This window comes from Lacisediminihabitans sp. (genome assembly GCF_036404185.1).
In the GTDB taxonomy this organism is placed as follows: Bacteria; Actinomycetota; Actinomycetes; order Actinomycetales; family Microbacteriaceae; genus Lacisediminihabitans.
In genome coordinates this window covers 1-11,017 of sequence record NZ_DASWPB010000125.1, presented here as the reverse complement: position 1 = coordinate 11,017, position 11,017 = coordinate 1, and the positions used below count along the sequence as shown (strand labels likewise).

Annotated in this window: 11 protein-coding genes; 7 read left to right on the top strand and 4 right to left on the bottom strand. The window is 66.7% G+C overall.

The genetic code is table 11. The features are described 5' to 3' along the window. A partial coding sequence (gene hutU / locus VGC18_RS09220) for a urocanate hydratase (protein ID WP_331096535.1) occupies positions 1-1,000 on the bottom strand: 1,000 nt, incomplete at its 3' end. Beyond that, complete coding sequence (gene hutH / locus VGC18_RS09215; protein ID WP_331096537.1) at positions 997-2,535, bottom strand: histidine ammonia-lyase; 1,539 nt, start codon at positions 2,533-2,535, stop codon at positions 997-999. The genes hutU and hutH, both read right to left, overlap by 4 nt. 185 nt (positions 2,536-2,720) lie before the next feature. On the opposite strand from hutH, the gene VGC18_RS09210 reads away from it, so the two are divergent. Next, the gene (locus VGC18_RS09210; RefSeq protein ID WP_331096532.1) at positions 2,721-3,488 is read left to right on the top strand and encodes an IclR family transcriptional regulator; all 768 of its coding nucleotides are present in this window, start codon (positions 2,721-2,723) and stop codon (positions 3,486-3,488) included. Here the strand turns inward: VGC18_RS09210 and VGC18_RS09205 are convergent. Then, positions 3,471-4,160, bottom strand: coding sequence for an IclR family transcriptional regulator (locus VGC18_RS09205; protein WP_331096530.1), 690 nt, complete (start codon positions 4,158-4,160; stop codon positions 3,471-3,473). The two genes, VGC18_RS09210 and VGC18_RS09205, sit on opposite strands and share 18 nt — an antisense overlap. A 199-nt stretch (positions 4,161-4,359) precedes the next feature. Between VGC18_RS09205 and VGC18_RS09200 the strand changes: the two genes are divergently transcribed. From VGC18_RS09200 to VGC18_RS09175, 6 genes are all read left to right on the top strand, one after another. Continuing rightward, positions 4,360-4,899, top strand: a complete 540-nt coding sequence (locus tag VGC18_RS09200) for a hypothetical protein (protein WP_331096528.1) — start codon at positions 4,360-4,362, stop codon at positions 4,897-4,899. 47 nt (positions 4,900-4,946) lie between these two features. Continuing rightward, entirely contained in the window at positions 4,947-5,375 is a 429-nt protein-coding gene (locus tag VGC18_RS09195) for a hypothetical protein (protein WP_331096526.1), read from the top strand. A gap of 97 nt (positions 5,376-5,472) precedes the next feature. Continuing rightward, positions 5,473-7,056, top strand: a complete 1,584-nt coding sequence (locus tag VGC18_RS09190) for an ABC transporter substrate-binding protein (RefSeq protein WP_331096523.1) — start codon at positions 5,473-5,475, stop codon at positions 7,054-7,056. Continuing rightward, positions 7,056-8,075, top strand: a complete 1,020-nt coding sequence (locus tag VGC18_RS09185; protein ID WP_331096521.1) for an ABC transporter permease — start codon at positions 7,056-7,058, stop codon at positions 8,073-8,075. The genes VGC18_RS09190 and VGC18_RS09185 overlap by 1 nt, the downstream gene beginning before the upstream one ends. Further along, positions 8,072-8,884: an ABC transporter permease gene (locus VGC18_RS09180; RefSeq protein WP_331096519.1), complete on the top strand. Its 813-nt coding sequence runs from the start codon at positions 8,072-8,074 to the stop codon at positions 8,882-8,884. The genes VGC18_RS09185 and VGC18_RS09180 overlap by 4 nt, the downstream gene beginning before the upstream one ends. A 2-nt stretch (positions 8,885-8,886) precedes the next feature. Next, positions 8,887-10,461, top strand: coding sequence for an ABC transporter ATP-binding protein (locus VGC18_RS09175; RefSeq protein ID WP_331096518.1), 1,575 nt, complete (start codon positions 8,887-8,889; stop codon positions 10,459-10,461). Between the two features lies 1 nt (position 10,462). Here VGC18_RS09175 and VGC18_RS09170 read toward each other — a convergent pair. Next, positions 10,463-11,017: HutD family protein (locus VGC18_RS09170; protein WP_331096516.1), on the bottom strand; the 555-nt coding region annotated here is incomplete at its 5' end.

Sequence of the window (11,017 nt, the reverse complement as noted above, 5' to 3'; positions counted from 1 at the left end):
AGGCGCGGTTCAGCCCGGCCTCGGCGGCGCCCGCGCGCAGCGAGTTGCCGTAGTCGAAGACCTCGGCCCCCTTGTCCATGAAGCCGACCATCGCCTCGACGTGGCGGGCCATCGACGCCCGCGCCCGGCCGGTGAACTCCTCGGGCTTGCGGGCGGCGTAGTCGTGCCACTCGTCGAACTCGACGCCGATCGGCAGGTAGCTCAGCGGGTCGTGCGCGGAGGTCTGGTCGGTGACGATGTCGATCGGGGCGTCGTTGGCCAGCAGCTGCGGGAGCATCGACCCCGCATTGCCCAGAACCCCGATGGACAAAGGCTTCCGGTCATCGCGGGCGTGGATGGCCTGGTGCAGCGCGTCGTCCAGCGACGGCGCCTGAACGTCGAGGTAGCCGTGCTCGATCCGCCGGCGGATGCGGGACTCGTCGACGTCGATGCAGATCACCACGCCGCCGTTCATGGTCACGGCCAGCGGCTGGGCGCCGCCCATCCCGCCGAGCCCGCCGCTCAGGGTGATCGTGCCGGCGAGGGTGCCGCCGAACCGCTTGGCCGCGACGGCGGCGAACGTCTCGTACGTTCCCTGGAGGATGCCCTGGGTGCCGATGTAGATCCAGGAGCCGGCGGTCATCTGGCCGTACATGGTGAGCCCGAGCTGCTCCAGCCGGCGGAACTCGTCCCAGTTGGCCCAGTCTCCGACCAGGTTGGAGTTGGCGAGCAGCACCCTGGGCGCCCACTCGTGAGTCTGCAGCACGCCGACCGGTTTACCGGACTGCACGAGCATGGTCTCGTCGTTCTTCAGTGTGGTCAGCGTGCGCACGAGCGCGTCGAAACTGTCCCAGTCGCGCGCCGCCTTGCCCGATCCGCCGTAGACCACGAGCCGGTCCGGATGTTCGGCGACCTCGGGATCGAGGTTGTTCTGCAGCATTCGCAGCGCGGCCTCCTGCGGCCAGCCGAGCGTGTTCAGCGTGCTGCCGCGAAAGGCCCTGACGGGGCGGGGTCCGCTCATAGAAGTTCTCCTCCAGCTTCGGAAACGACGGATGCAGCGGCCAGCAGCAGCGAGCCGTCGAGCACCATGGCATGGGCATTCGCGATGTCCGGGGCGAGGTAACGGTCGGTTCCCGGCCCGGGCACGAGGGTACGCAGCTGCGCCACGACCGCGGAGGACACCGCCGACGGCTCGACCGGCGCGCGCATGTCGATCGCCCGGGCCGCGGTCAGCAGTTCAATCGCGACCACCCTGCCGAGCCCGTCGATCGACCGTCGCAGCTTGCGGGCCGCGCTCCAGCCCATCGACACGTGGTCCTCCTGCATCGCGGAGGTCGGGATCGAGTCCACCGATGCCGGGACCGCCAGCCGTTTGAGCTCGCTGACGATCCCGGCCTGCGTGTACTGCGCGATCATGTGGCCGGAGTCGACGCCGGGATCGTCGGCCAAGAAGGCGTTCAGACCGTGGTTGCGCGAGGCGTCGAGGAACCGGTCGGTGCGGCGCTCGCTCATGCTCGCGAGGTCCGCCGTGACGATGGCGAGAAAATCCAGCACGTAGCCGATCGGCGCGCCGTGGAAGTTGCCGTTGGACTCCACCCGGCCATCGGGTGTGACGACGGGATTGTCGATGGCCGAGGCCAGCTCCCGCCCGGCGACCGTCGCGGCGTGCTCGATGGTGTCGCGCACCGCTCCGTGTACCTGCGGAGCACAGCGCAGGGAGTAGGCGTCCTGGACCCGGGTGAAACCGTGCGGCCTGGCGACCATGGGAGATCCGGCGAGCACCGCGCGGATGTTCGCCGCGGAGTCGCGCTGTCCCGGATGGGGTCGCAGCGCCTGCAGATCGGCGGCGAAGACGGCGTCGGTCCCGGTCAGCCCCTCGACGCTCATCGCCGCGGCGAGATCGGCGGTGGTCACCAGGGCGCGCAGGTCGGTGATGGCGAGCACGAGCATCCCGAGCATCCCGTCCGTGCCGTTGATGAGAGCCAGGCCCTCCTTCTCGTGCAGTTCCAGCGGTCGGATGCCCGCGGCGGCCAGCGCATCGGCCGCGGGCATGAGCGCGCCGTCGGCATCCCTCACCTGCCCCTCGCCGAGCAGAGCGAGAGCGCAGTGGGCCAGCGGCGCCAGATCCCCGGAGCAGCCAAGACTGCCGTATTCGCAGACGATGGGTGTGATGCCGGCGTTGAGCGCCGCCGCGTAGGTCTCGGCGACCACGGGACGCACCCCCGTGCGGCCCGTGGCCAGGGTCGAGAGCCGAAGCAGCATGAGAGCGCGGACAACCTCCCGCTCCACCTCGGGGCCGGAGCCGGCCGCATGGCTGCGGATCAGCGACCGCTGCAGCTGCGCCCGCTGCTCGAACGGGATCTGCTTGGCGGCGAGGGCGCCGAATCCCGTGGAGACCCCGTAATGCGGTCGGCTGTCCGAAGCAAGCGCCTCGATCACGGCCCGGCTCTCCGACATCGAGACCAGGGCATCCGCGCTCAGTCGCACGGGCGCACCGTACCTGGCGACGGCGACGACCTCGGCGAACGAGAGGGCTCCCGTGCCGATGTCGACCATCCGGACATCCGTTCCTGCGGCATCTGTATCGATCACGTCGTTGCTGCTCTCTCTCACGCCCGTTTCGGGGGACTGCCTGCCATTACAGCCGCAGGAGCTCGGCCGCGTCGAGGGTGCTGGCGATAAGGTGTGTGAGATATCAGACAGTTGCGAACTCTGTTTCGTCACCGTTACGAGGAGGATGGATGCCCGATATCCCGGCGGCCCGCAATGCCCTTCGGGTGCTCACCTACCTCGCCAAGCGCGGCGCACCGGTTCCGGCGTCCGCTCTCGCCCGCGACCTCGGCATGCCAAGGTCCTCGGCTTATCAGCTGATCCGCGTCATGATCGACGAGGGTTTTCTCGTGCGCTACCCGGAGGATCGCGCCTACGGCCTGAGCGGCCTCCTGTCCGAGATCGGCTCTTCGTCGCACTACGCCGCTCGGTTGGCCAGGCTCGCCCAGCCGCTGCTGGAACGACTCGTCGCCGAGACCCGACTGCCCGTGGTCGCCCATCTCGCCGTGCTGAGCGGCGCGGATGTGCTGTACCTCGCGAAGGCCCAGGCGTTTCGCGCCCCGACAACGGTCTCGAGCATCGGCGTGCGGTTGCCCGCGCACCTGACGGCGACCGGCCGGTCGATGCTCGCCCGCCTCCCCGCCGCGCAGGTGCGCGCCCTCTATCCCCACGGAGAGGACCTCATCCTGCGCCACGGCACGAGACCGGACTCGCTCGCCGACCTGACGCGACTCCTCGAGGAGACCCGCACGAGAGGATGGGCCAGGGAGGACGGCGACATCACCCTCGAATACTCCTCGGTTGCGGCGAGCGCGGTCGATCACAACGGCTACCCGGTGGCCGCCGTCGGTCTGACCTTTCGCACCATCTCGATCGACCGGACGTCCTGGCATCCGCTCGGGGAGGCAGCCGTGGCCACGGCGAAGGCGTTGACGGGCCGCCTAGTGGGCAGGAGCTGAGGTCGGAGCGCCCAGCGATCGCGACAACTCCCGACCGTGTCGCAGAAGGGCGAGGCCGAAACGAGCGATGTCGTCCTCCGTCGTCCGGTAGGCGGGAGCATTGATGCTGATGCCCCCGAGGATCGACCCGCCGCGACCGAGGATCGGCACGGCCACCGCGATCACGTCGCTGTCCGGGCGCTGCGACGCCGCATAACCGCGCTCGCCGACGGGGCCGGAAATGACGCTGCCGAGGGCCGTGCCCTCCCGAGGGATCGTGCGCCCGGTCCAGACGATGGTCTGCACCTGGTGGGTCGAGGCCACCTGACGCAGGTACAGGACCTCGTCGTCACCGACGGGGACCGCGAGGCTCGCCGTCTCCCCGGTCTCCTCCACCAGCTGGTCGAGATGATGACCGGACAGTTCGTAGAGCTGATCCTCGCGAAAGGCGGACGCGGCGAGCTGCTTCATCCGGACGCCCGCCTTGTAGCGGCCGTCGAGGTCGCGCTGGATGAGCTCGTGGTTGACCAGGGTGGCCAGCAGCCGCGACGCGGTGCTCGGCGACAGAGCAGCCGAACGAGCGAGCTCCGAGAGCGTGTTGCCCGAATCCCCCTCCAGCACACTCGTCAGCAGGTGCAACGCGCGGTCGACGGCCCGGGTCGATCCCGACTTGTCGTCGTCGATCGCAGTCATGGTCCTCCTGACCGCGCCACCGAAGTGAGGGCGCTCGATCACCCTATCGATCCGTCGCCGAAAATGCCACCTGGTGACAATGTGTTTCACGCTTGTAACCGTCTAGTGAAATCCAATTGCATGTGATGGTAGACAGGCCGGTCGCCGACCTATCGTCTCTCTACACACCCGAAATCCCTCGAGAAACCGGAGACCCACCGTGGTAGCACAAGCAGAAGTACGAACAGAAGTCGAGTCCGTCGAAGCGGTCATCGCCCATATCGATGCGGCGCGCGATGCCATCTGGGAGGTTCCCCCCGCAGAGGTGCTCGATCTCGGGATGGGCACGGTGCCGCGGGGAACGGGTGCCAAGAACAACTATCTGTCCACGCTCATCTTCGCCGAGAACGAACTGCGCACCCTCACCGACGAGATCCTCTGGTTCGCCTGGGCGACCGCCACCCGCAATCCGGATGCCGACCTTCGCACCCTCGTCCTGTACATGGACGAGATGGGCCAGTACAAGGCCAACATGAACGACTACGTCGGCCTGCCGGAGGGCGGCGACATCCTCAAGATGTACGTCGGGGCCATCCGCATCGCCACGACTCTCGACGAATTCGCCAGGGTGACCGAGTCGGCCATGACCTACTTCAACCGTCTGCACGGCTGGGTCGACATCGTCTTCCCCTGGGGCATCGTCGACGGCTTCCACCGGGTGAATCCGCTCCAGAAGATCATCGACGCCAACAACGCCTGAACCACGGCGCCCGAGTCAGAACAGTACAAAGTACAAGGAGTACCACCATGAAGATCCGCTTCAATCTCGCCGATGAGGACATCGCCGTCATCGAGATCTGGGAGGACAAGGTCCCGGAGATCGCCCAGAAGATCCGCGACAGCCTGCCGTTCGCCACCTATCTGCAGCACGGGAAGCTCACCGGCGATCTGCTGCTCATGCAGACCAAGATCCTCGCGGACTGGGAGAACATCTTCTACCCGGAGGACCTCGCCGCCGAGGTGGCGGAGAGAGGCACCGAGATCCGCGGTGCCGTGTCCTACTACGGACCCCGCCAGCAGCTCTCGATCATGTACGGCAACGACATCCCACCGGAGCCACTGCCCGTCTCGGCCATCGGCTGGGTGATCGAGGGGGCGGACAAGCTCGAACTCATCGGAATCAAGACCTGGCTGGAGCCGGGGGCCAGGGTCTGGCTGTCCTTGATCGACGAATAGAACCACGATGCCCGGCGCCGGGGCCTGTAGTGGATGCGCACAGGCCCCGGCAAAAATCCCGAAACACACTGCAGCTACCGTTCACATTGGAGGAAACATGCGCACCACAGAAATGGACGCGGGATCCGTCGCCGAGGCGACGGATCCCCACCCCTCACATCGACGACAGCGCTCCGCTCTCGCCCTGATCGCCACCCTGATGGCGACCCTGCTGGTCGTCGCGGGCTGTTCGAGCAGCACGGGTTCATCCAGCACGAAGACGCTCAAGGTCGGTATCGCCTCGCTCTCGACCTCCGATGCCCTGGATCCGGCGAAGGCATCGACAGCGGGCGGCTATGCGATCGCCCGTCAGGTTTTCGACACGCTCGTCGAATACGGCACGGACGGTAAGGTCACCGACCGCCTTGCCAAATCGTTGAAGGCAGGCAAGACGGCCGACACCTGGACCCTCGTCCTCAACGACGCGGAGTGGTCGAACGGCAAGCCCGTCACCGCGGACGACGTCATCTACAGTTTCACACGCATCTTCGACAAGAAGCTCCCACCGGCGAGTTCACTGCCCTATCTCAACGACAAGGGCCTCACGAAGATCAACGACAAGACCGTGGAATTCCATCTGGACTATCCGACGGTGGTCTTTCCCGATGCCCTGACCTCACCGACCATGGCAATCGTTCCCGTCGGATTCGATCCCAAGAAGCCGATCGGCTCCGGCCCGTTCATCCTGTCCAAGAACGATCCGGGCACCCGGATCAGCTTCACCGCGAACCCCAACTACTTCGCGAAGGGACAGCCGGGCGTCGACTCGCTTGAACTCGTCTCGTTCCCGGACAGCACGGCGATGACCAACGCCCTCGTCGGTGGCCAGATCGATGTCGCTTCCTCGATCGATCCCAGTCTCGTGCCGGTCGTCAAGGCAGCGGGAAGCGCGTACAAGGTCTACGACTACCCCACGACCGGGACTCTGACCTGGCAGATGAACGTCACGCAGAAGCCGTTCGACAATCCGCTCGTGCGGGAGGCGTTGCGGCTGGCCGTCGACCGTCCGCAGCTGATCAAACAGGTCTACTCCGGATACGCGAAGATCGGCAACGACATCTTCGAACCGACGGATCCTGGGTACAACAGCGATCTGCCGCAGCGCAAGCAGGACATCGCCACAGCGAAGGCGCTGCTCGCGCAGGCCGGCTATCCGAACGGGGTGGATGTCGACCTCACGGCGGCCCCCATCCAGTCCACGGCAGACCGACAGAATGAGGTCTTTGTGCAACAGGTCGCAGCGGCCGGGTTCCGAGTGACCTTCCACAAGGTCGACGAGGCGACGTACTACGGCGACGCCTACGGCACCTACCCGCTGTCGCTCTCCTTCTGGGGGCAGTTGAGCATCTTCGATCAGGCCGCGTTCACGATCGTCAACAACGCGCCGTACAACGCGACCAAATGGCAGGACGACGAGTACAACGCCCTGTATGAGAAGGCCGTCCGCACGGTGGACGACAGGACGCGCATCGACCTCGAGCACCAGATGCAGAAGATCGAATACGACCGAGGCTCCTACATCGTCGCGCTCTTCGTCGACAGTGTGAGCGCATATTCCGCCAAGGTCACCGGTTACAAGCCGTATCCGAACAGCGATGGACCGAGCGGATACAACTTCAAAGATCTGAGCTTCAGGTCCTGATGAGCACCGTGACGACACCGACGATCGCGACTCACGAGGTGACCGGTCCATCCGGTCATCCCATCGCCCGTTACCTGGCCAAAAGGCTGATCGTCGGTGTCGTCATGCTCGCGATCGTCTCCATCGCCGTGTTCTTCTTCACCCAGGCGCTTCCGGGAGACGTGGCGAGACAGATTCTCGGGCAGAACGCCACGCAGGCACAGCTCGAGGCTCTTCGCGACCAGCTGGGCCTGCATCGTCCCGTGATCGTGCAGTACCTCGACTGGGTGCGGGGCATGGTGAGCGGTCAGTTCGGCACCTCCCTCACCTCCGGCCTACCGGTCGCCAGGGAGATCGCGCCCCGGCTGGCCAACAGCACGATGCTCGTCGGAATCACCGTGATCATCCTGGTCCCTCTGGCGCTCCTGCTCGGAACGAGCGCGGCGCTCCGTCCGAGGGGCTTCACCGACGGATTCGTCAGCGCGGCCGTGCTCGTGATCATCGCGCTGCCGGAGTTCATCATCGCCATCCTGGTGATCGCCCTCCTCGCCACGAACGTGATCAAGGTCTTCCCGCCCACCTCGATTGTCGACGCCGGTCTGCCGATCTGGCAGCAGGGCAACCTGCTCGCCCTTCCCGTGCTGACCCTGGTCATCGGATCGATCCCCTACTTCACCGAGTCGGTGCGCACGACGGTCAGGGAGGAGCTCGGCAGCGAATACGTCGTCTGGGCGCGGCTCTCGGGCGTCGCCGAGCGACGGGTGCTCTGGCGATACGCCATGCCGAACGCGATCGGCCCCAGCCTGCAGGTGATCGGAACCACCCTGGTCTACCTGACGGGAGGGATCGTCGCCGTCGAGAACGTGTTCGCCTTCCCCGGAATCGGTGCGGCGCTCACCGCGGCCGTCGCCAACAGGGACATCCCGGTCGTGCAGACGATCGCGATGCTGCTGGCCACCGCCGCGCTCGTGATCTATCTGATCGCGGACGTCTGCGGAATCCTGCTCACTCCGAAACTGCGAACGGCCCTGACATCGTGAACTTCGCACGCAGACTCTTCACCGACCCGCGGGCCGTCATCGGCGCCGTTCTGGTGGGAGCCATCCTCCTGATCGCTCTGTTCGGACCGTTCTTCCTCCCCCATGACCCGAACAGCTTCGTGGGCGGCAGCTTCGCCGGTCCCAGCGGGGCCTTTCCCCTCGGGCTGGATGTGCTCGGACGAGACGTGCTGTCCGGGCTGCTGAACGGCGGCGGCATCTTTCTCACCGAGGCGATCGCGGCGACCGCCGTCGGGGTCGGCCTTGGCATCGTCGTCGGCATCGTGCTCGCCGTGCTCCCTCGCCGCCTCGCCGAACTGTTGCTGTCCCTGAACGACGCGATCATCGTTCTGCCGCAGATCGTGGTGGCGCTGCTTGTGCTGACCAGGCTCGGCGCCACCCCGGTGACGCTCGTCGCCGTGATCGCATTCGTGCACATCCCCCAGACCGCCCGTGTGGTCAGGGTCGCCGCTCAGAGGGTGGCGACCGAGAGCTACTTCGAGGCGGCCCGTGGCCTCGGAGCGCGATGGGGATGGCTGTTCTGGCGCGAGATCCTGCCGAACATCACGGGGGTGGTCGTGCTCGAGCTGAGCATCCGTCTCGCCATCTCCGCGGTGGTGCTCGCGTCGCTCTCCTACCTCGGCTTCGGCTCCTCCCACGACGACTGGGGCAGCATGATCCACCAGAATCAGGGCGGTCTGACCATTCAGCCATGGGCGGTCATGGCGCCGGTACTGGCCATCGGCGTCTTCCTGGTCGGCGCAAACCTCTTCCGCGACGGGTTGTCCCGCGCCCTGGCGAACGGACAGTGACCATGCCGGAACAGCAAGACCCCATCGCCGTGCGAGTCACGGCCCTGTCGATCACGACCACGGAAGGAGATCGCACCATCCTTCCCCCCATCGACCTCGCCGTCGCCCGGGGAGAGATCGTCGGTCTCGCCGGTGAGACCGGCTCGGGAAAGACCACACTCGGACTCTCCCTGCTCGGCTACCAGCGCCAAGGCCTCCGCCTTGCCGGCGGAAACATCATCGTGCACGACGAGGACCTCACCGGCGCGGGTGCGGCCGTCCTGCGGGGATTGCGCGGGGACAGGATCGCTTATGTGCCCCAGGACCCGGCGACCGCCCTGAACCCCGCACTTCGGATACGGGAATCGTTCGTCGAGGTGATGTCGGCCCACGGGCTGACCGACGGCACCGCTCAGCGGGAGCGGATGACCGAGCTTTTCGCCTCGGTCGGCCTGCCGAGCACGGATGCCTTCCTCGCCCGCTTCCCCCACCAGCTCTCCGGGGGGCAGCAGCAGCGCTTCGCCATCGCGATCGCCTTCGCGATGCATCCGGCCGTCGTGGTGATGGACGAACCGACGACGGGGCTCGACGCCTCGACGAAGCTCACCGTCATGGCCCTCATCAAACGGCTGAGCGCTGAGCATCACTCGAGCGTCGTACTCATCAGCCACGACCTCAGGATGCTGATCGCCTTCACCGATCGCATCGTCGTGATGCGGGAGGGCCGTATCGTCGACGACACGACCAGCGCGACGCTCGCGGAGAGCGCCACCGACCCGTACACCCATCGCCTGCTCGCCGCGCTTCCCGATCCCCTCGCGCATCGGACGATCGCGGCCGTGCCGACCGGCGAAAGGGCCCTCCTTCGTGTGGCACAACTCGTGGCGAGACACGGCGCCGCCGAGATCACCCACGGGGTCGGCCTGACCATCGATCGTGGGGAATGCCTCGCCGTCGTCGGCGAATCCGGCAGCGGCAAGACCACGCTCGCCAGGAGCATCGCCGGGCTGCACTCCGACTACAGCGGTCTGGTGCGCTGGGAGGGACGCCCCCTCGAACGCAGCCTCAGCAGGCGAAGCCGCGACGAGCTGGGAGCCATCCAGTACGTCTTCCAGAATCCCTACTCGTCGCTCAACCCCCGAAGGAACGTCGGAAATATCCTCGCCACCGCCGCCCGGGTCTCCCGTGGCAGGTCGGCGGCTGAATCCAGGGAGCTGGCCGCAGAGATGCTCGAGAGTGTCGGTCTCGAAACCCGCCACCTCCTGTCGATGCCCGGCTCGCTCTCCGGCGGCCAGCGTCAACGTGTCGCTCTGGCCAGAGCGCTCATGACGAGGCCGGACCTCCTGATCTGCGACGAGATCACCTCATCGCTGGATGTCTCGGTTCAGGCGGAGATCGTCGCCCTCCTCCAACGGCTTCAGCGCGACAGAGGGCTGTCGATGTTGTTCATCACCCACGATCTGGCGCTGGTCTCCTCGGTAGCCTCGCGAGTGCTCGTGCTGAGAGACGGCTCGGTCGTCGAGAACGGTCGGGTCGAACAGGTCCTCGAACGGCCAGCGGATCCCTATACGAAGCGGCTGCTCTCCGTCGCCGAGTGACTCAGGAGGGAACCGTCATCCGTGCCAGCACCGCGAGCACGGGCAGGCCGCCACCCTGCGCCGCGACTTCAAGGACAAAGGGCTCCCCCGCGACCAGCAGGAGCGCATCGAGCCGGCCGAGATCGTGGACGGATCCCTCGACACGCACGTGGAGATCTTCGACCGCAACAAGAACGGTCCAGCCGGGCTCCCCCCGCACCTCGCCTCCGCCCACCGGCGTCAGACTTCCCGTCGCGGCGCCCTCGCGGAGCATCAGGTTGAGATCCGTCACGACCTCGTCCACCGGTCTGGCCGTCACGACGGCCCCTCCGGAGAACACGACGGCATCGCTTCCGACGCCCATCGTCCGCCGCCGGCCATCGATGACCAGGCGCAGGCCACCGCCCGCGACGACGACCAGGTGCCTCTCGATGCCGGGAAACGGCGAGAACGGCGCGTCCGCCGTGACCTCCGCCATACTGAGACGCCAGTCGAAGGTCTCGCCCGTCGTCCCGACGGGGTGTCGAAGCACCTCGCGGGTGATGCCGAGACCGTTCTTCCACGGGGTCACCGGGTA

Excerpts from the sequence above, each read along its gene's own strand:
- hutH (WP_331096537.1), bottom strand. The coding sequence starts at position 2,535 with ATGGTCGACATCGGCACGGGAGCCCTCTCGTTCGCCGAGGTCGTCGCC.
- VGC18_RS09210 (WP_331096532.1), top strand. The coding sequence starts at position 2,721 with ATGCCCGATATCCCGGCGGCCCGCAATGCCCTTCGGGTGCTCACCTAC.
- VGC18_RS09205 (WP_331096530.1), bottom strand. The coding sequence starts at position 4,160 with ATGACTGCGATCGACGACGACAAGTCGGGATCGACCCGGGCCGTCGAC.
- VGC18_RS09195 (WP_331096526.1), top strand. The coding sequence starts at position 4,947 with ATGAAGATCCGCTTCAATCTCGCCGATGAGGACATCGCCGTCATCGAG.
- VGC18_RS09190 (WP_331096523.1), top strand. The coding sequence starts at position 5,473 with ATGCGCACCACAGAAATGGACGCGGGATCCGTCGCCGAGGCGACGGAT.
- VGC18_RS09185 (WP_331096521.1), top strand. The coding sequence starts at position 7,056 with ATGAGCACCGTGACGACACCGACGATCGCGACTCACGAGGTGACCGGT.
- VGC18_RS09175 (WP_331096518.1), top strand. The coding sequence starts at position 8,887 with ATGCCGGAACAGCAAGACCCCATCGCCGTGCGAGTCACGGCCCTGTCG.